Annotated in this window: 19 protein-coding genes and 6 tRNA genes; 15 read left to right on the top strand and 10 right to left on the bottom strand. The window is 49.4% G+C overall.

Annotation, left to right across the window (positions count from 1 at the left end; genetic code table 11):
- The first annotated feature begins 141 nt into the window (after window positions 1-141).
- From mgrA to WHR59_RS06940, 6 genes are all read left to right on the top strand, one after another.
- Window positions 142-1,131 (top strand): L-glyceraldehyde 3-phosphate reductase, encoded by a 990-nt coding sequence (mgrA, locus tag WHR59_RS06965; protein ID WP_181231213.1) that lies wholly within the window; start codon window positions 142-144, stop codon window positions 1,129-1,131.
- Window positions 1,132-1,268: 137 nt separating this feature from the next.
- The gene (gene ypeC / locus WHR59_RS06960) at window positions 1,269-1,595 is read left to right on the top strand and encodes a DUF2502 domain-containing protein YpeC (RefSeq protein ID WP_003834889.1); all 327 of its coding nucleotides are present in this window, start codon (window positions 1,269-1,271) and stop codon (window positions 1,593-1,595) included.
- A 294-nt stretch (window positions 1,596-1,889) separates the two neighbouring features.
- Window positions 1,890-3,098: a PfkB family carbohydrate kinase gene (locus tag WHR59_RS06955; RefSeq protein ID WP_080626265.1), complete on the top strand. Its 1,209-nt coding sequence runs from the start codon at window positions 1,890-1,892 to the stop codon at window positions 3,096-3,098.
- A 43-nt stretch (window positions 3,099-3,141) separates the two neighbouring features.
- The gene (locus tag WHR59_RS06950) at window positions 3,142-4,104 is read left to right on the top strand and encodes a sugar ABC transporter substrate-binding protein (protein WP_047409679.1); all 963 of its coding nucleotides are present in this window, start codon (window positions 3,142-3,144) and stop codon (window positions 4,102-4,104) included.
- A 73-nt stretch (window positions 4,105-4,177) separates the two neighbouring features.
- On the top strand, window positions 4,178-5,704 hold the full coding sequence (locus WHR59_RS06945) for a sugar ABC transporter ATP-binding protein (RefSeq protein ID WP_047409676.1): 1,527 nt from the start codon (window positions 4,178-4,180) through the stop codon (window positions 5,702-5,704).
- 13 nt (window positions 5,705-5,717) lie between these two features.
- Window positions 5,718-6,710, top strand: coding sequence for an ABC transporter permease (locus WHR59_RS06940; protein WP_087051275.1), 993 nt, complete (start codon window positions 5,718-5,720; stop codon window positions 6,708-6,710).
- 52 nt (window positions 6,711-6,762) lie between these two features.
- On the opposite strand, the gene WHR59_RS06935 is transcribed toward WHR59_RS06940, so the two are convergent.
- Both WHR59_RS06935 and WHR59_RS24460 read right to left on the bottom strand, forming a co-directional pair.
- Window positions 6,763-8,001, bottom strand: coding sequence for an Nramp family divalent metal transporter (locus tag WHR59_RS06935; protein WP_043017113.1), 1,239 nt, complete (start codon window positions 7,999-8,001; stop codon window positions 6,763-6,765).
- Window positions 7,998-8,072 (bottom strand): hypothetical protein, encoded by a 75-nt coding sequence (locus WHR59_RS24460; protein WP_418219455.1) that lies wholly within the window; start codon window positions 8,070-8,072, stop codon window positions 7,998-8,000. The genes WHR59_RS06935 and WHR59_RS24460 overlap by 4 nt, the downstream gene beginning before the upstream one ends.
- Window positions 8,073-8,345: 273 nt before the next feature.
- Between WHR59_RS24460 and nupC the strand changes: the two genes are divergently transcribed.
- On the top strand, window positions 8,346-9,548 hold the full coding sequence (nupC, locus tag WHR59_RS06930; protein WP_042306965.1) for a nucleoside permease NupC: 1,203 nt from the start codon (window positions 8,346-8,348) through the stop codon (window positions 9,546-9,548).
- 143 nt (window positions 9,549-9,691) lie between these two features.
- Here the strand turns inward: nupC and WHR59_RS06925 are convergent.
- Both WHR59_RS06925 and WHR59_RS06920 read right to left on the bottom strand, forming a co-directional pair.
- Window positions 9,692-9,767: transfer RNA gene (locus WHR59_RS06925), tRNA-Ala, on the bottom strand.
- Window positions 9,768-9,809: 42 nt separating this feature from the next.
- Window positions 9,810-9,885 (bottom strand) — tRNA-Ala (locus WHR59_RS06920).
- A 221-nt stretch (window positions 9,886-10,106) separates the two neighbouring features.
- Between WHR59_RS06920 and WHR59_RS06915 the strand changes: the two genes are divergently transcribed.
- Together WHR59_RS06915 and WHR59_RS06910 are read left to right on the top strand one after the other, a co-directional pair.
- The gene (locus WHR59_RS06915) at window positions 10,107-10,469 is read left to right on the top strand and encodes a YfeC-like transcriptional regulator (RefSeq protein WP_006683575.1); all 363 of its coding nucleotides are present in this window, start codon (window positions 10,107-10,109) and stop codon (window positions 10,467-10,469) included.
- Window position 10,470: 1 nt separating this feature from the next.
- Window positions 10,471-10,863, top strand: a complete 393-nt coding sequence (locus WHR59_RS06910) for a MerR family transcriptional regulator (protein ID WP_043017115.1) — start codon at window positions 10,471-10,473, stop codon at window positions 10,861-10,863.
- A gap of 56 nt (window positions 10,864-10,919) precedes the next feature.
- Here WHR59_RS06910 and gltX read toward each other — a convergent pair whose 3' ends face one another.
- Window positions 10,920-12,335, bottom strand: coding sequence for a glutamate--tRNA ligase (gltX, locus tag WHR59_RS06905; protein WP_043017116.1), 1,416 nt, complete (start codon window positions 12,333-12,335; stop codon window positions 10,920-10,922).
- A gap of 258 nt (window positions 12,336-12,593) precedes the next feature.
- On the opposite strand from gltX, the gene WHR59_RS06900 reads away from it, so the two are divergent.
- The 4 genes from WHR59_RS06900 (at window position 12,594) to WHR59_RS06885 (ending at window position 12,994) form a co-directional block, all read left to right on the top strand.
- Window positions 12,594-12,669: transfer RNA gene (locus WHR59_RS06900), tRNA-Val, on the top strand.
- A gap of 46 nt (window positions 12,670-12,715) precedes the next feature.
- Window positions 12,716-12,791 (top strand) — tRNA-Val (locus WHR59_RS06895).
- 47 nt (window positions 12,792-12,838) lie between these two features.
- Window positions 12,839-12,914 (top strand) — tRNA-Val (locus WHR59_RS06890).
- 4 nt (window positions 12,915-12,918) lie between these two features.
- Window positions 12,919-12,994, top strand: a tRNA-Lys gene (locus tag WHR59_RS06885).
- Window positions 12,995-13,143: 149 nt separating this feature from the next.
- On the opposite strand, the gene WHR59_RS06880 is transcribed toward WHR59_RS06885, so the two are convergent.
- The 3 genes from WHR59_RS06880 to xapA all read right to left on the bottom strand — a co-directional run bounded on the left by WHR59_RS06880 (window position 13,144) and on the right by xapA (window position 16,274).
- Window positions 13,144-14,028, bottom strand: coding sequence for a LysR family transcriptional regulator (locus WHR59_RS06880; RefSeq protein WP_043017117.1), 885 nt, complete (start codon window positions 14,026-14,028; stop codon window positions 13,144-13,146).
- Between the two features lie 98 nt (window positions 14,029-14,126).
- Window positions 14,127-15,383, bottom strand: coding sequence for a nucleoside permease (locus WHR59_RS06875; protein WP_043017118.1), 1,257 nt, complete (start codon window positions 15,381-15,383; stop codon window positions 14,127-14,129).
- A gap of 57 nt (window positions 15,384-15,440) precedes the next feature.
- Entirely contained in the window at window positions 15,441-16,274 is an 834-nt protein-coding gene (xapA, locus tag WHR59_RS06870; protein ID WP_172863228.1) for a xanthosine phosphorylase, read from the bottom strand.
- Between the two features lie 291 nt (window positions 16,275-16,565).
- Here xapA and WHR59_RS06865 point away from each other — a divergent pair, with 291 nt between their 5' ends.
- The gene (locus WHR59_RS06865; protein ID WP_100194636.1) at window positions 16,566-16,907 is read left to right on the top strand and encodes a FlxA-like family protein; all 342 of its coding nucleotides are present in this window, start codon (window positions 16,566-16,568) and stop codon (window positions 16,905-16,907) included.
- Here the strand turns inward: WHR59_RS06865 and WHR59_RS06860 are convergent.
- A complete protein-coding gene (locus WHR59_RS06860; protein ID WP_043017121.1) occupies window positions 16,898-17,824 on the bottom strand; it encodes a LysR family transcriptional regulator in 927 nt (308 codons plus the stop codon). The two genes, WHR59_RS06865 and WHR59_RS06860, sit on opposite strands and share 10 nt — an antisense overlap.
- A gap of 89 nt (window positions 17,825-17,913) precedes the next feature.
- On the opposite strand from WHR59_RS06860, the gene WHR59_RS06855 reads away from it, so the two are divergent.
- A complete protein-coding gene (locus WHR59_RS06855; RefSeq protein ID WP_043017122.1) occupies window positions 17,914-18,912 on the top strand; it encodes a bile acid:sodium symporter family protein in 999 nt (332 codons plus the stop codon).
- Here the strand turns inward: WHR59_RS06855 and WHR59_RS06850 are convergent.
- Complete coding sequence (locus WHR59_RS06850; RefSeq protein WP_003038102.1) at window positions 18,909-19,127, bottom strand: DUF3820 family protein; 219 nt, start codon at window positions 19,125-19,127, stop codon at window positions 18,909-18,911. The genes WHR59_RS06855 and WHR59_RS06850 overlap by 4 nt on opposite strands.

The following is a 19,127-nucleotide window of genomic DNA, read 5'->3' as shown; positions in this document are numbered from 1 at the left end:
AAGAACTGTGATGACTGTCCAGGAAAGTCGCAGTGAAGGGGTGGAAAGCAAGATGTACAGTTTTCACCCGAAAATTTCATTGTTACCCACCTTGTGTAAACGTATACACTCAGAGATACACGTTATCCGACAGGAGGCTACATGGCTTATCAGGCTGATGAAAATCGTTATCAAACAATGGAGTATCGCCGTTGCGGTCAGAGCGGTCTTAAACTGCCGATTATCTCTCTGGGCTTGTGGCACAATTTTGGTGATACCACGCAGGTCGAGAACAGTCGGGCGTTGTTACAGCGCGCGTTCGATTTAGGGATCAGTCATTTTGATTTGGCGAATAACTATGGTCCGCCGCCAGGTTCAGCGGAACGGAATTTTGGTCGCATCCTGCAGGAAGATTTTTTACCGTGGCGGGATGAGCTTATTATCTCCACCAAAGCGGGTTACACCATGTGGGAAGGCCCTTACGGGGACTGGGGCTCACGCAAATACCTGATTGCCAGCCTCGACCAAAGCCTGAAGCGTCTGGGACTGGAGTATGTCGATATCTTCTACCACCATCGCCCCGACCCTGAAACCCCGCTCAAAGAAACTATGCGCGCGTTGGATCATATCGTCCGTCAGGGCAAAGCGCTGTACGTCGGACTGTCTAACTATCCGGCCGATCTTGCAAAGCAAGCGATTGAAATACTCGATGATTTAGGTACGCCCTGCCTCATCCACCAGCCCAAATATTCTATGTTTGAACGTTGGGTCGAAGAGGGATTGCTGTCGCTATTAAAAGAAAAAGGCGTCGGCAGTATCGCCTTTTCACCACTGGCTGGCGGGCAGTTAACCGACCGCTATCTGAACGGTATTCCTGCGGATTCTCGCGCGGCAAGCACCAGCCGTTTTCTGAACCCAGACCAGTTAACCCCACAAAAACTGGAAAAGGTGCGGGCGCTGAACGCGATGGCAGAGCGACGCGGACAAAAGCTTTCTCAAATGGCGCTCGCGTGGGTGCTCCGGGATGACAACGTCACGTCGGTGCTGATTGGCGCCAGTAAACCGGCGCAAATTGAAGATGCCGTTGGGATGCTGGCAAACCGTCACTTTACGCCTGCAGAGTGCGCGGAGATTGATGCCATCCTGAGTTGATTGAAATAAAGACACATTTATTAACAAAAAGTGCTCTCACTTGCGATTTAAGAGTTGTGGCGATGAAACGGGGCTTTACTGCCCCGTAATATTACCTTAACAGGCCGGCTACGGCTCGATCGTGAAGGAGAGAAAACATGTTCAGGTCACTGATTCTGGCGGCAGTCTTATTGGCTTTTACACCGCTGGCCGCGAACGCCGGCGAAATCACCCTGCTGCCATCCATAAAATTACAAATTGGCGATCGCGATAATTACGGTAACTACTGGGATGGCGGCCGCTGGCGCGACCGGGATTACTGGCACCATAACTATGAGTGGCGCAAAAATCGCTGGTGGCGTCATGACAACGGCTACCATCGTGGCTGGGACAAACGCAAAGCTTATGAGCGCGGTTATCGTGAAGGCTGGAACGATCGCGATGACCATCGCGGTCGTGGGCGCGGCCACAAGCATCATCATTAATGTAACAAAAAGCCAGTATGTAATCCCCTTCCTACAAGGGAGCAATCCCATACTTTGTTGGCAGGTTTAAAAAAAGGGTCCATGTCTTTACAGGGACCCTTTTGCGTCATTCTTACCCAAAAGCCAGTCTTCGCTCACTCGCAGCAAAGCCGCCCAGATTTTCTCAACTTTCCTCATCATTTCACTAATTCGCAAAATCGGAAAAAAAAATTCCGATTTATGGTGCTTTTTTTGAGCTTTACGCCATAAATATTAACATAAATTTAATACTATAAAAGTTGGGGGTGGGCGCTAATGAAAAAACAAGAACGACATAAAGCCATTCGCGTTAAGCTGGTAACGGATAAAAAAGTTTATGTTAGCGAATTAGCAAAGGAATTATCGGTAACAACTCGAACTATTCGTAATGATCTAAACGAGTTATGCCAAAATACTCTATTCTCATTATTTCATGGTGGCGCACAATTAAAAAACACACCTGATGATGAATCCTTATTTGAACAATCGTTTACAAAAACGATATTGAATGGATTTAAAAGCGACAAAGATATTGCGCCTGCGGCAACCCGTTCTACACAAAACAACTATATTGATGAAAGCATTTACATCCTCGGTTCGTTTAACGTTGATATTGTCTCTGAAACAACAACACTACCCCAGGTAGGGCAAACAATACGCGCATCGGCAACCCATTTTTATGCCGGGGGGAAAGGTACAAATCAGGCCGTGGCTGCGGCAAAAATCAATAACAATGTTCACTTAACGGTAAAGTTAGGTGCCGATGAGTTTTCCAAAAAAGCTAAGCGATATTTAACAAACACTGAAATCTCATCATTTTCTTTTTTTGAAAATGAAATGTCATCAACTGGGATTGCTATCGTATGGGTTTCTGGTGCCACCGGAGACAACATGATCAGCATCGATCTTGGGGCCAATGAAACATTTACCCAAGAGGATATTTTGTTGGATATTGATACCATTCGCAATTGCAAGGTATTTTTAACTCAATTAGAAAACAATTTCCCTATAACCCGTTATGCTGTAATGCAGGCAAAACTTGGAAAATCTCTCGTTGTGTTAAACCCAGCGCCGTATGTTTCAGAAATAAAAGAAATATTACATCTAATAGATATTATTACCCCAAATAAAATTGAAGCAGAAGCACTGTCTGGCATCACCATTGTCGATATTTATTCGGCAAAAAATGCTGCCAAAAACATTCATGTTCAAGGCGCAAAATGCGTCATTATCACGTTAGGTAGCGAAGGTTGTCTGATCTTTGATGGCAAAGTTTTTACCCATATACCTGCCTATAAATCAGCTGTCGTCGATACCAGTGGAGCAGGTGATGCCTTTACCGGAGCACTGGCTGCATGTATTGCAAATGGCAAAGGACTCATCCATGCAGCGCAGTATGCTTCTGCGTTTGCCTCGTTGAAAGTTGAACGTAAAGGTGCATCAAACATGCCCAGTAACTCGCTCGTTTATCACCGAATGCAGTAACTATTTAGAGCATCATACCCCCCTACACCTATAGGATAATTAGATGAAAAATAAATTGTTTTATCATGTTATCGGTGCAACTGTCGGATTAACGCTTTCCGCCGCCTTCGCCGTGCCTGCTTTTGCCGCTGATACCCAGACGCATAAACCTAAAGTCGCGCTGGTCATGAAATCGCTAGCAAACGAGTTTTTCCTGACAATGGAGACAGGAGCAAAGGATTATCAGAAAAAAAATGCAGACAAATTTGACTTGATTTCTAACGGAATCAAGAACGAAACGGATACGGCAAATCAAATCCAGATTGTAGAGCAAATGATCGTCTCTAAAGCCGATGCTATCATTATTGCACCATCAGATTCAAAAGCACTCCTGCCGGTAATTAAGAAAGCGATTGATGCAGGAATAATTGTTATTAACATTGATAATAAATTTGATGATGGCGTACTCAAAGATAAAAAATTAAACATTCCTTTTGTTGGTCCAGATAACCAAAAAGGTGCTAAAGATATTGGTGATTATTTAGCGAAACACCTCAAACCGGGCGACCAGGTTGGTATTATCGAAGGTATTCCAACCTCCAGCAATTCTCAGCAACGAACTCTGGGTTTCCAGAATGCAATGGCGCAGGGTGGAATGAAGGTGGTCTCCGTTCAATCCGGTCAATGGGAAATTAACAACGCTAATGCGGTAGCCGCTGCAATGTTAAGCGAATATCCCGATATCAAAGCGTTGCTAGCAGATAACGATAATATGGCATTAGGTGCCGTTTCTGCGATTCGTTCAGCCGGAAAAAAAGGACAGGTTATGGTGGTTGGCTATGACAATATCGAAGCGATTAAACCTATGCTGAATGATGGTCGCGTCTTAGCAACAGCCGATCAATTTGCGTCCCAGCAGGCGGTATTCGGCATTGATGCCGCACTCGACGCGCTAAAAAATGGCAAAAAGCAGAGTGAGTTGTCCAGCAACGTTGAAACGCCAATAAAACTTATTGTTAAACAATAAGCTAATAACAGTACGCCGCTGTGATATTGCAACGACTCAGGTATCACAGCGGCTTACCGGATAGGGTCAGAATATGAAAAGTGGACAAGAGATCCTCGCAATACAGGGAATAGGTAAAACCTATAGTGAACCTGTCCTGGTGGATGTAACGCTAGCATTATATCCAGGAAAAGTATTAGCGTTGACGGGGGAAAACGGTGCTGGAAAAAGTACCTTATCCAAAATCATTGGGGGACTCACCAGCGCAACCGCCGGACAGATGATTTATCAGGGACAACCTTACGCACCAACAAGCAGGAAAGATGCGGAAAAATTGGGTATTCGCATGGTTATGCAGGAACTCAATTTACTGCCTACGCTGTCGGTGGCAGAGAATCTGTTTCTCGAACAACTCCCTCACCGATTTGGCTGGATTGATCGTAAAAAGTTAGAGCAAATGGCTCGCCCCGTCATGGCAATGGTCGGACTACAATCAATCGCCCCGAATACTCTGGTGGGTGAATTAGGCATCGGCCATCAACAAATGATTGAAATTGCGAGGAACTTAATTGGTGAAAGCCGGGTGCTTATTCTGGATGAACCGACAGCCATGCTCAGTAGCCGCGAAGTTGAATTATTGTTTAAACAAATAGCGTTATTCAAAGCCCGCGGGGTTTCAATAATTTACATCTCTCACCGGCTGGATGAGTTAGCCATAATTGCAGATGATATTGCTGTTCTGCGAGATGGTCATTTAGTTTGCGTAGACGAGATCAAGCATTTTACCAGCGATCAGATTGTTTCCCTGATGGTCGGACGTGATTTGGAAAGTTCATTTGATTTAAGTGGACGTCGGGCTGGCCGCCCCATAATGAAGGTGGAAAATTTCAAGCGTGGGAAAATCATTCGGGATACTTCGTTTACGTTGCACAGTGGTGAAGTGTTAGGTATTAGCGGTCTGGTTGGCTCTGGTCGAACCGAACTTCTGCGCGCTATTTTTGGCGCAGATAAAATTGACAGCGGTACATTACAGACTGGCGATCCATTAAAACCTATAGCGATTCGCTCTCCAGCAGACGCCATACGGCACGGTATTGCGTTAGTCACAGAAGACCGTAAAGGTGAAGGTCTTTTATTACCTCAATCGGTCGCAGCCAATATTTCGCTGGGCAACAGCGACAAAATAAGTCATCTGTCGGTTGTTAACTCTTTAAGCGAAACGACGTTAGCGAACAAACACATTAAAAGTTTAGGTGTCCGTACGACCAACACTTTACAGGCGGTGGAGAGTTTATCGGGTGGCAACCAGCAAAAAGTGCTGATTAGCCGTTGGCTGGAACGAGATTGCGACGTTGTATTATTTGATGAACCCACTCGCGGTATCGATGTCGGCGCAAAACAAGATATTTACCAATTAATGAATACGCTGACGGCAAAGGGGAAAGGCGTGGTTGTCGTTTCCAGTGACCTTCGCGAACTGATGCTCGTTTGTGATCGTATTGCGGTAATTTCCGATGGAAAGTTAGTGAACACATTTTCGCGGGATGACTGGAGCCAGGATCGAATTTTAGCAGCAGCATTTTCTGCATATCAGCACGTAGAAAAGACTTCCACCGAATAGCCGGGGATAAAAAATGAAGAATAACTTAGCGACAAAACAAACGGCAGCAGAGAAGGGAAACGCCCAGACGTCATGGACAGGGTTAAGTAGCTACATCGGGCTACTCGGAGCATTATTAGCGATGATCGTGCTCTTTTCATGCCTCAGTACGCATTTCCTGAGCATGAATACTTTTAGTACTATTGCGAATCAAATCCCTGACTTAATCGTTATGTCGGTGGGGATGACATTTATATTAATTATTGCCGGTATCGACCTTTCCGTGGGGTCGCTACTGGCTCTTGCCGCCGCAGTAGTAAGCGTTACTTATTTAAATTTCCAGTGGTCGCCATGGCTAGCTGCCCTCTCTGGTATAGCGCTCGCAACACTGGTTGGGGCGTTAACAGGCTTGATTACTGTAGCCTGGCGTATTCCGGCATTTATCGTCTCTCTCGGGGTGCTGGAAATGGCTCGTGGAGCAGCATACCAGTTGACTGATTCGCGAACGGCTTATATCGGTTCGATTTATGACTACCTGGCCGACCCCATTTTCTTCGGCGTCTCCCCGTCTTTTATTATTGCTATTGTAGTCATTATTGTCGGGCATCTGGTATTAACCCGAACCGTATTTGGCCGCCATTTAATTGGTATTGGTACCAATGAAGAAGCAGTTCGATTATCAGGCATTAATCCTGGACCTTATAAGATCGCTGTATTTGCGCTTATGGGGGGATTATCCGGTCTGGCTTCACTGTTTCAGGTGGCACGTCTTGAGGCCGCTGACCCGAATAGTGGTGTTGGCATGGAGCTACAGGTTATTGCTGCTGTCGTGATTGGTGGCACAAGCTTGATGGGAGGACGAGGTTCAATTATCTGCACTTTTCTTGGCGCCTTAATTATTTCCGTTCTGGCTGCAGGGCTGGCGCAAGTTGGGGCAAGCGAGCCTACAAAACGCTTTATCACAGGAGCGGTTATTATCGTTGCAGTGGTACTGGATACCTACCGTAGCCACCTGAATAAAAAATAAATGCCATGGTTACCCGGTACATCCGGGTAACCATAAGCAAAAGCAAACCCTACTACAAACCGAGCGCGGTTCCCACCAGTAGCCAGATATTGAGTGCCACCACCAACACAACAATCACCCAGCCCAGTTGTTTTACCCAGCGGGTATTTACCAAATCGCCCATCAGTTGACTGTTGCTGGTGAAGATCAGCAGCGGCACCAGTGCCAGCGCAATACCGAAACTAAGCAATACCTGGCTCATCACCAGAATGCGGGTCGGATCCAATCCCATCAAAATCACAATAAATGATGGCATCATGGTAACGGTGCGGCGTACCCATAGCGGAATGTGAAAGCGGATAAATCCTTGCATCACCACCTGCCCCGCCAGCGTACCGACCACGGTAGAAGAGAGCCCCGCAGCCACCAGGCTTAAACCAAACACCGTCGCCGCAGCGTGACTCAACAGCGGTTCAAGGGTCAGATACGCCTGATCGAGATCGGCAATACCGGTATGCCCGCTAAAATGAAATGCTGCGGCAGCCGTCGCCATCATCGCCAGATTGACAAATCCGGCAATCGTCATGGCGATAGCCACATCCCATTTCGTGGCCGCATAGCGCTGTTGACGCGTTCCGCCGTGCAGATGTTGGGTTAAGGAAGAGTGCAGATAAATGACGTGCGGCATGATAGTCGCGCCGAGCACCCCGGCTGCCAGGAACACCGCCTCAGAATTAGGCAGGCTTGGGATCACCATTCCCTTACTAAGCTGCGCGAAGTTCGGTTGCGAAAAAACCAGCTCCACAATGTAAGCCGCAGCCACAAACAGCAGCAGGCCGCCGATGACTTTTTCCAGCGGCTTTTGCCCGCGACGCTGCAGCATCAGAATTAAGAACGTCGCAATCCCGGTGAGCACGGCCCCTTGTAATAAGGAAACGCCGAGGATCAGCTTGAAGCCAATCGCGGCGCCTATAAATTCAGCAAGGTCCGTCGCCATGGCGATAATTTCGGCTTGCACCCAGTAGAACCACACCACCGGGCGAGGATAATGATCGCGAATTTGCTCCGCCAGGTTTTTACCCGTAGCAATACCCAGTTTTGCCGACAGCACCTGGATCAGCATCGCCATCAGGTTTGCCCAGACCACTACCCACAGCAGTTTGTAGCCAAAGCTGGCCCCGGCCTGGATATTGGTGGCAAAGTTACCCGGATCGATATAGCCGATCGCCGCGATGAACGCAGGTCCCATTAATGCGAGCTTCAACTTGCGCGCTGCCCGTCCACTGCTACTCTCAACGCGATCGTTAGTCATTTTAGTGCCTCAGAAACATAGCCTTTGCTATGTTTCAAGCTACGCCTGTTGAGAATGATTATCAAATTCATTTTAATGGGTGAAGTTGATTTCTCTGATAGCGTTTGTCTATGGATCGATAAGGATTCTGGAAAAACCGGTGAAATGTTTAATTATTGTTATGAGATTAGCACAATGACATAACTTTTCACTTCCATACTAAACATAACAGAAGTGTATCACCGATCACTAATTTTGAATCTCGTCACAGGTCCTTATTATAGTGTGTGTTTGATCTCGTTTTCTTTATGGTTGTTACATAGAATGTGCACGAAAACTAAACCTGCCTCATATTTGGAGCAAATATGGACCGTGTTCTTCATTTTGTCCTGGCCCTTGCCGTGGTTGCGGTACTCGCACTGCTGGTAAGCAGTGACCGTAAAAAAATCCGCATTCGTTATGTTATTCAGTTGCTTGTTATTGAAGTGTTACTGGCATGGTTCTTCCTGAACTCTGATGTTGGTCTGGGCTTCGTGAGAGGCTTCTCCGAGATGTTTGAGAAACTTCTCGGATTCGCTAATGAAGGAACAAACTTTGTCTTCGGCAGCATGAACGATAAAGGCCTGGCATTCTTCTTCCTGAAAGTGCTTTGCCCGATCGTCTTCATTTCCGCGCTGATCGGTATTTTGCAGCATATCCGTGTTCTGCCGGTTGTCATCCGCGCAATTGGTTTCCTGTTATCCAAAGTGAACGGTATGGGCAAGCTGGAATCCTTCAACGCCGTCAGCTCGCTGATCCTGGGTCAGTCCGAGAACTTTATCGCCTATAAAGATATTCTCGGCAAAATGTCTCGCAACCGTATGTACACCATGGCTGCAACGGCGATGTCAACCGTTTCCATGTCTATCGTCGGCGCGTACATGACCATGCTGGAGCCGAAGTACGTTGTTGCAGCGCTGGTTCTGAACATGTTCAGCACCTTTATCGTACTGTCGCTTATCAACCCGTACACCGTTGATGCCAGCGAAGAAAATATCCAGATGTCTAACCTGCACGAAGGCCAGAGCTTCTTCGAAATGCTGGGTGAATACATCCTGGCGGGTTTCAAAGTGGCAATTATCGTTGCGGCGATGCTGATTGGTTTCATCGCGCTGATCGCTGCCCTGAACGCCCTGTTCGCGACCGTGACCGGTTGGTTTGGCTACAGCATCTCCTTCCAGGGCATCCTGGGTTACATCTTCTACCCGGTTGCATGGGTAATGGGTGTGCCGTCCAGCGAAGCGCTGCAGGTGGGCAGTATCATGGCAACTAAACTGGTTTCCAACGAATTCGTTGCGATGATGGACCTGCAGAAAATCGCCTCCACGCTGTCTCCGCGCGCAGAAGGCATCATCTCTGTATTCCTGGTCTCCTTCGCTAACTTCTCTTCTATTGGTATTATCGCCGGTGCGATTAAAGGCCTGAACGAAGAGCAAGGTAACGTGGTTTCCCGCTTTGGTCTGAAGCTGGTGTATGGCTCTACGCTGGTGAGCGTACTGTCTGCATCTATCGCAGCACTGGTGCTGTAAGCGTAAGACAACGTCGTAGTGAAAAGGCCGGGGATTCCCCGGCTTTTTTATGCCTGCTATTTAGCAATCCAAAGAGATACAGGCACAGACTGTGCAAGATACAGAAACAAAAAACCCCCGCTTTTCAGCGAGGGTTTCAATTTTGGTGGAGCTAAGCGGGATCGAACCGCTGACCTCTTGCATGCCATGCAAGCGCTCTCCCAGCTGAGCTATAGCCCCACGATGCTTTTACGTATGTACCAAATTTATTGGGATTAAATTTGGTGGAGCTAAGCGGGATCGAACCGCTGACCTCTTGCATGCCATGCAAGCGCTCTCCCAGCTGAGCTATAGCCCCACAACGTAAAGCTTGTCGAGTTGACGGGCGGCATCATATGAATTCCCTTCGCGTGTGTCAACGGCAAAATTAACTCAAAGAATTCAATCGCTGAAAAAGCAGTCAAATGAAGAACATTGCGTAACAACTCGCATTCAGTAGTTAAACGCGTCACGGTTTCTACTAAAATGGTGCTATAAAATGAGCCACTAATTAACCCCACGACTATTCAGGGAATCGTTATGTTCAAGGAACGGATGACGCCAGAAGAACTTGCTAATCTGACCGGATACAGCCGACAGACCATCAATAAATGGGTGCGCAAGGAGGGTTGGGCTACATCACCAAAACCTGGCGTACAGGGCGGTAAAGCCCGACTGGTTCACGTCACCGAACAAGTTCGTGAATACATTCGCAGCGCTGAGCGTTCAGCCGAAGGTTTGTCAGATAACTTATCGTTATCCGGCGATACTTCTATTGAGGCACTGCTGATTAGACTCGCCAAAGAGATGACGCCGTCAGAACAGAAAATGTTTACGTCTCTGATCCTGCGTGAAGGCATTACGGGTTTATTACAACGCTTAGGGATCCGCGAAAACAAATAATATGAAAAAATTACGCAGCAAAATGACGACCGAAGAACTGGCGGAATGTCTCGGGGTTGCCAAACAAACCGTCAATCGTTGGATCAGGGAACAAAACTGGACCACCGAAAAATTTCCCGGCGTTAAAGGTGGTCGTGCAAGGCTGATTCATATCGACTCCAGCGTCCGCACGTTTCTGCTCAATATTCCGGCTTTTCGCAAAGTCCCTGAGGTTTATCAGGCTGAAGAATCGCTGGCAGAATACACCCCCGTGGTGCGCAGCCACGCCTGTCGCCAGATAATTAGCTCTTTGGACAACATGTCCCCTACGGAACAAGAAAAGTTGTGGCAGTTTATCTCGCGCGAAGGTATTCGTAATTTTCTTGCCCGGTTGGATATTGATGAGTCTGAATAACAGGCAAAAAAAACGGCAGGATGCACTCCTGCCGTTGTTTCATCGGTCTATCGGTCTTACTGCTGGCTTTCACGCTCAGCAATAAATGCCAGCGCTTTATTAATACGCTCAATGCTGCGGGATTTACCAATCGCATGCACCGTGACGTCTAATCCCGGAGACTGACCTGCCCCGGTAACGGCTACGCGCAGCGGCATCCCAACTTTACCCATACCCACTTCCAGCTCATCAGCAGTTGCCTGAATCGCGTGGTGCACGTTTTCTGCCGTCCACTCGCTAATCGCAGCCAGCTTGTCGCGAACCACTTCCAGCGGCTGACGCGCTACCGGACGCAGGTGTTTCTTCGCCGCGTCAGCATCGAACTCAGCAAAGTCTTCGTAGAAATAGCGGCAGCTCTGCGCCATTTCTTTCAGCGTTTTGCAACGCTCGCCCAGCAGTTTAACCAGCTCTGACAGCTGCGGACCAACGCGGGTATCGATATTTTCCTGCTCAATGTGCCATTGCAGATGCGTTGCCACATATTCCGGCGCCAGCGCATTAATGTAGTGATGGTTCAACCACTGCAATTTTTCGGTGTTGAACGCACTGGCAGATTTGCTCACTGCACCAAGGGAGAACAGTTTGATCATCTCTTCACGAGTGAAGATTTCCTGATCGCCGCTGGACCAGCCCAGACGCACCAGATAGTTCAGCAGCGCTTCCGGCAGGTAACCGTCGTCGCGATACTGCATAACGCTGACCGCACCGTGACGTTTGGAGAGTTTTTTACCATCGTCGCCGTTGATCATCGACACGTGCGCATAAACCGGTACCGGCGCATTCAGCGCTTTCAGGATGTTGATCTGACGTGGAGTATTGTTGATATGGTCTTCACCACGAATGACGTGAGTGATTTCCATATCCCAGTCGTCAACCACAACGCAGAAGTTGTAGGTCGGGGAACCGTCGGTACGGCGGATGATCAGATCGTCCAGCTCCTGGTTGCTGAATTCGATCGGCCCACGGATCTGGTCGTCAAAAATAACGGAACCTTCCTGCGGGTTGGCAAAACGCACCACGCAAGGTTCATCAGCAGCGTGATGTTCGTGGCCGTGGCGGCAGCGGCCGTCGTAACGCGGTTTTTCACCGTTCGCCATTTGCTCTTCGCGCAGCGCGTCCAGACGCTCTTTGGAGCAGTAGCATTTATATGCAGTACCTGCTTCCAGCATCTCATCAATCACAGCGTTGTAGCGATCAAAACGTTTGGTCTGGAAGTACGGGCCTTCATCCCATTCCAGATTCAGCCAGTTCATGCCATCCATAATGGCTTCAATAGCTTCCGGCGTGGAGCGTTCGAGATCGGTGTCTTCAATACGCAGCACAAACTCACCGCCATGGTTACGTGCAAAAAGCCAGGAATAAAGAGCAGTACGCGCACCGCCGACGTGCAGGTAACCTGTCGGACTTGGCGCGAAGCGAGTTTTGATTTTCATGAAATGGCCTTACGTTTATAAAGATGCCGACAACCGGCAAATCCAGGGAAGATTATCAGGCTCGTATTCTATCACTGTGGTCTGATTCCTCAATGTTGATCGGGTTGGAACATCACGCTTTGCCATTTTCGTATACAAATCATGCCGCATGGATTGTTTTGCGATCGTTTTGTTTAAATTTACGACGAACGAACAATTTCTTTAGAAAATGCGTTGACTCATTTTCAACTCTCCCTATAATGCGACTCCACACAGCGGGGGTGATTAGCTCAGCTGGGAGAGCACCTCCCTTACAAGGAGGGGGTCGGCGGTTCGAACCCGTCATCACCCACCAACTACTTTATGTAGTCTCCGCCGTGTAGAGTAAGAAATTGAGAAGTGGGTGATTAGCTCAGCTGGGAGAGCACCTCCCTTACAAGGAGGGGGTCGGCGGTTCGATCCCGTCATCACCCACCACTTTCTCGCCAGCTGGATTTCTTACGATAAAATTGAAGTACCGAAGTGGGTGATTAGCTCAGCTGGGAGAGCACCTCCCTTACAAGGAGGGGGTCGGCGGTTCGATCCCGTCATCACCCACCACTTCGGGGCGTTAGCTCAGTTGGTAGAGCAGTTGACTTTTAATCAATTGGTCGCAGGTTCGAATCCTGCACGCCCCACCAATGTAAAAAGGCGCCCTAAAGGCGCCTTTTTGCTATCTGCGATTTATAAGATTCCAACCTGCTTGCCTGATGCGCTGCGCTTATCAGGCCTACAGACAATACCGCACGCGTAGGCCGGATAAGACGTTAGTCGCCATCCGGCACAGTCATCATACCGTCAATGCTGCCACCAGTTTCTCCAGCGCGGGCGTCGCCTGCTGTTGGTCATACACAATATACAAATCCGCCGGAATACGTTCCTCTAATGGTCGGAATACCACACCCGGCCAGCTCATCTGCGCATAACTGTCAGCAATCAACGTAATACCAATCCCCATGCTGATCATCGCCAGCACCGTTTGCGGCTCCCTCACCTCACGAATAATCATCGGTGAAAATCCAGCGCTCAGGCATACGCGCTGCAAAAATGCCCAGTCGGTATGAATGGAGGGCATCGTGACAAAATATTCATTTCTCAACGCCTCCAGAGGAACGAATTCACTGGCGGTAAGAGGATGTTCTTCAGGCATGGCAACCAGAAAAGAGGACTCATGCAAACGCAAACTGGTAAACCCGGGGGAAAGCTCCGTAGCCATCCGCCAAATTCCCGCATCCAGTTCACGGCGTTCCAGCATCGTCATCTGCATCGCGGGCATGTTCTCGCGAAAAAGCACCTCCACGTTGGGATTATCTTTCAGAAAACGCCGCATTACCGGGCGCATTTTTCCCCACATCGCAGTACCGATGACCCCGAGTTCAATTCGCCCTGCCTCACCGCGACCAATCTGCTCCACTCTCGCCAGCGCCTGATTGGCGCTGGATAACAGTCGGCGCGACTCTTCCATCAATATCTTTCCAGCGTGGGTTAACGCTACGCTGCGGGAATGACGGATAAATAGCAAAGTCCCGAGCTGCTGTTCCAGCTCTTTAACATGGGTACTGAGCGGCGGTTGCGACATATTCAGGCGAGCAGCAGCGCGTCCAAAATGCAGTTCTTCTGCAACAGCAAGAAAATAACGCAGTAACTTCAGATCGATGCGGTGCGTGCGTTCCATGGATAATGCGCTCCTGAAATAAGGGTAATGCGCAAAGTTACCATATTGGCTCGCAGAAAATGAAACGACGGGTATCGGAACCCGCCGCTAATGGGACGTTAATGTGCCGGTGATTTCTGTACCCGTCGTTCAGGCTCATGATTGTATTTAAAGAACAATGCAAAGATAACTGCCAGGGCCAGCGCATAGGCGGCAAAGACCAGCCAGATTGTCTGCCAATCTTTAACACCATCAACAGAAAAATAGTCCACCGCTATACCGCTCAGGATTGAACCCACCCATGCGCCAACGCCGTTTACCATCGTCATAAACAGCCCCTGCGCACTGGCGCGAATAGTTGAGCTAACCTCCTGCTCAACAAATACCGACCCTGAAATATTGAAGAAATCAAACGCACAGCCGTAGACAATCATCGACATCAGCAGCAGCACAAAACCAAACGGTGACGGATCGCCAAAGGCAAAAAAGCCAAAGCGCAGCGTCCATGCCAGCATGCTCATCAGCATCACCGTCTTAATGCCAAAGCGTTTGAGGAAGAACGGGATTGTGAGAATAAAGCCTACCTCAGCCATTTGCGAAACCGAAAGCAAAATGGAGGGGTACTTCACCACAAAACTGTCGGCGAATTCTGGGTTACGGGCAAAATCATGCAGGAACGGATTACCAAAGACATTGGTAATTTGCAGCACCGCCCCCAGCATCATCGCAAACAAAAAGAAGATTGCCATCTGCGGTTTTTTAAACAGGACAAAGGCGTCCAGCCCCAGTTTGCTGGCAAGCGTGGCGGACTCTTTTTTCTCGGCAACCGGAATTTTGGGTAATGTAAGAGCGTATAACGCCAGCAGCAATGAAGCACCTGACGCGATATACAGCTGCGCGCTACTCAACTCCAATCCCATCAGGCTGACCGTCCACATCGCCACAATAAAACCTATCGTGCCGAACACACGAATTGGCGGGAACGCAATGACCGGATCCTGACCCGATTGCGCCAGGCACGAGTATGAAACGCTGTTCGATAACGCTATTGTCGGCATATACGCCATCGCGTTAACCAACATCACCCAGAACATTGTCTGGGGATCGGTAACGGTTGTGGCGTATAGCAACACGCCAGCACACACCAGATGGCAGAGCATGTAAGCGCGCTCGGCACGTAGCCATTTATCGGCAATGATACCCATAATGCCCGGCATGATAATCGCCGCCAGCCCTTTTGAACTGTAAACCATACCGACGTTGGCACCGGTAAAATCCAGGGTGTTAATCATGTAAGAACCCAGGGTTACCAGCCAGCTTCCCCAGATGAAATATTGCAAAAACGACATGAGCTTTAAGCGAGATGCGATACCCATTTTTCCGTTCCTTGCCAAAAAAGTAAGACCCCGCAAGCGGGGTCATTTTTTAATTATTCAGGCCAGTTTGCGCAAGAAGCCGCAGATCAGATTGATGAAATTCTGCCGGGACAGTTCCGCTGCCGCCAGCGTCTGTGCGTGAGATAATTTCACATCACCCAGACCTTCCGCCAAATTCGTGATGGCTGCCACCGCAACGACTTTCAGACCGCAGTGGCGCGCAGAGATAACTTCCGGCACCACCGACATCCCCACCACGTCACCACCGATAATTTGCATCATGCGGATTTCTGCCGCGGTTTCAAAGTTCGGTCCCGGATAAGAGACAAAAACCCCTTCACTCAGTGGGAACCCTTCCTCAGCGGCAACGGTTTGCAGGACCGCGCGGTAGTCAGCATCATAGGCATTCGCCAGTGAAAAGAATCGCTCACCAAAACGCTCATCGTTTGGCCCTACCATCGGCGTACCCGGCATCGTATTGATGTGATCGCTAAGCGCAACGAGACGACCTGGTCCGACTTCGGGACGCAAAGAACCTGCGGCATTCGTGCAAAACAGCAGCTCACAGCCCAGCAGCTTCAGCGTACGAATGGCATCCGTCATCACCGTCATGCCCCGCCCTTCATAGAAATGTCCACGTCCTTTCATACAGGCCACCGGTACGCCTGCCAGATTTCCCAGCACCAGTTCACCGGCATGACCGTGTACGGTACTCACCGGGAAACCCGGTAGTTTCTCGTAAGAGATGGCCACCGCATCCTCAATTTGATCCGCCAGCGCGCCCAGACCAGAACCAAGGATAAAAGCTACACGCGGCGTGAAATCAGGTTTGTAACCACGAATAATATCGGCGCTGTACCATGGGTTTTGCGAGAAAAGAGAGTGGCTCATAAGATGTCCTTAACACTGAGTAATCGAAAATGACGTAGCGTACAGCACAGTTATAGCGAGACTACGCAATCGATTACCAATACCGTTTATCCCGACAACCGATAGTAAATCGGTATCGATGAGGTGCGCTAAATCAGCCTGAAATCACATTATTTTCGAGCCAGAAATGGCACAGGAAAACAGATACATTAAGGTTTGGGATTTTTATGATTAAACTCCACTCGGCCGTATTATTGCTGAAGTTCTGTTCGCTGATGCCGATACTCATGTTTTATGGCACGAGGGATCCGTATGACAACTATCAACGTTTCCACCCCAACTGTTCAAAGCAGTAGCGGCGGTGGAAAAGCATCAGCCGGGAATGATATCTCCGCACAGATTGCACAAATCACCCATAAGATAACCAAGCTAACCCAGCAGCTCAAAGATATCCCCAATAGCAGTGGCAGTGTTGAGCAGAAGCGCGAGCAGCAGGAGCTTATTCAGACTCAAATCAAGATGTTACAAGCACAGCTGGCTCAATTGTTGCGCCAGCAGGCCGAGGAGTCACAGCAAAAGCAAAGCGCCGAACAAAGAAAAGCTAGCGGCGTCAACAATGCTACCGATCCACATCGGGTCGATATTTATATCTGATACAAAGGATCGCTAGCACGACCGGCGGTTAATTCACTGGCCTGCATCCGCACCACGTCCCATAACGCCTGAGCCGCGGTCGATAAAGAACGGTTTTTACGTCGCGCCAGCATCAGTTGCCGTTCAACCACCGGCGTCAGACGCTTCACCTGCAGATGACTGCCCTGCGGTAAAGGGAGCGCCAGCGCGGGGAGTACGCTAATACCAATTCCCGCCTCAACCATCGGGAACAGCGTGGCCGGGTGACCAATCTCCTGAACAATATTGGCATCAATGGAAAAGTGGGCCAGCGCCGCATCGATCAGCGGCCGACTGCCGGAAGCATAATCCTGTAGCACCAGACGCTCATGGTAGAGATCCTGCCAGTTTACCCATTCCCGCTGGGCTAAAGGATGGTCCTGCCGACACAGCAACAAGAAAGGTTCGGACAGCACGGCTTCACACTGCAAATCAGTCACGGCGCCGGGATCAATCACAATGCCAAAATCGACTTCTCCCTGGCGAATACTTTCCAGTACCCATTGCTGTGGCCGGTCGTGCAGCACAAAATCGATCGCCGGATAAAGCTGATTGCTCTGGGCAATACACTGGGGAATAAGGTGCGCCGAGATAGTCTGACTGGCAGCCACTCTGACCGTCCCGGTTAACTGCGTCCCTACCTGGCCTGCTTCACGCAAGGTGCTGTGCAGTTCGTCCAGAATGCGTTCCAGACGCGCCGCCAGCTGATGGCCAGCTTCCGTCAGCACCACTTCCCGCGTCGTTCTGTCCAACAGGCGCACACCCGTCTGCGCTTCAAGCTCTTTAACGCTATGGCTGACCGCCGACTGGCTTAAGCCAATGATATCCCCCGCCCGGCTAAAACTTTTGGCCTGAGCGACGGTAACAAAGATACGCAGCTGACGCAGAGAGTAATTCATCTATTCGATTCATATATGGATGCAATAAATCAATTTTATTTCTCAAACGGAAAAACGCAAAATGTTACTACCGAATTTCAGGAGCTTTTATGAAACTTTTTCGTATCCTTGATCCGTTCACGATAACGCTGATTACGGTTGTTTTGCTGGCGTCCTTTTTCCCGGCCGAGGGTGGCTTTGTGCCTTTCTTTGAAGGCTTAACCACCGCCGCCATTGCCCTGCTGTTTTTTATGCACGGGGCGAAGCTCTCTCGTGAGGCCATTATTGCTGGCGGTAGCCACTGGCGTTTGCATCTGTGGGTAATGTGCAGCACGTTTGTTGTCTTCCCGGTTCTGGGCGTTCTTTTCGCCTGGTGGGCGCCGGTCAACGTTGACCCAATGCTGTACACCGGTTTCCTGTACCTGTGTATTTTGCCCGCCACGGTGCAGTCAGCCATCGCCTTTACGTCGCTGGCAGGCGGTAACGTTGCCGCCGCCGTATGTTCTGCTTCTGCTTCCAGCCTGCTGGGTATTTTTCTTTCGCCGCTGCTGGTCGGGCTAGTGATGAATATGCACGGCGCAGAAGGCAGTCTGGAGCAGGTAGGAAAAATCATGCTGCAGCTGTTGCTGCCGTTTGTACTGGGTCACCTTTCGCGTCCGTGGATTGGAAACTGGGTATCACGACATAAAAAATGGATCGCGAAAACGGATCAATCCTCTATTTTGCTGGTGGTGTACTCCGCCTTCAGTGAAGCCGTGGTTAACGGGATCTGGCATAAAGTGGGGGTGGGTTCATTGCTGTTTATCGTGGTGGTCAGCATCATCCTGCTGGCCGTCGTGATTGGTATAAACGTCTTTGTTGCGCGTAAATGCGGCTTCAACAAAGCCGATGAAATCACCATTGTGTTCTGCGGTTCGAAAAAGAGCCTGGCGAACGGGATCCCAATGGCAAATATTCTGTTCCCGACGTCGGTGATTGGGATGATGGTGCTGCCGTTGATGATCTTCCACCAGATACAGCTGATGGCGTGCGCCGTGCTGGCGCGTCGCTACAAGCAGCAGACGGATGCATTACAGGCGCAGCAGAAAAGCCGCGCCGCGAAGGCTTAAAGCGGGCGTTTCAGGGGCTGCACCAGTTGCGTCAGCCCCTCAGTTTTAATCAGCAGCGTGATTTGCATCAGTTCGCCGAGCTTGCCCGGCGGGAACTCATCCTTTCGGGCAAACCACAGCAGATACTCTTCTGGTACATCAATCAGCCGACGACCTTTATACTTGCCAAAGGGCATCACGGTATTGGCGATTTCAACCAGCTGCTCTTTTTCCAT

This window comes from Citrobacter europaeus, assembly GCF_037482245.1.
In the GTDB taxonomy this organism is placed as follows: Bacteria; Pseudomonadota; Gammaproteobacteria; order Enterobacterales; family Enterobacteriaceae; genus Citrobacter; species Citrobacter europaeus.
Note: the sequence above shows the minus strand (reverse complement) of the source record. Positions and strands in the feature narration are given on the sequence as shown.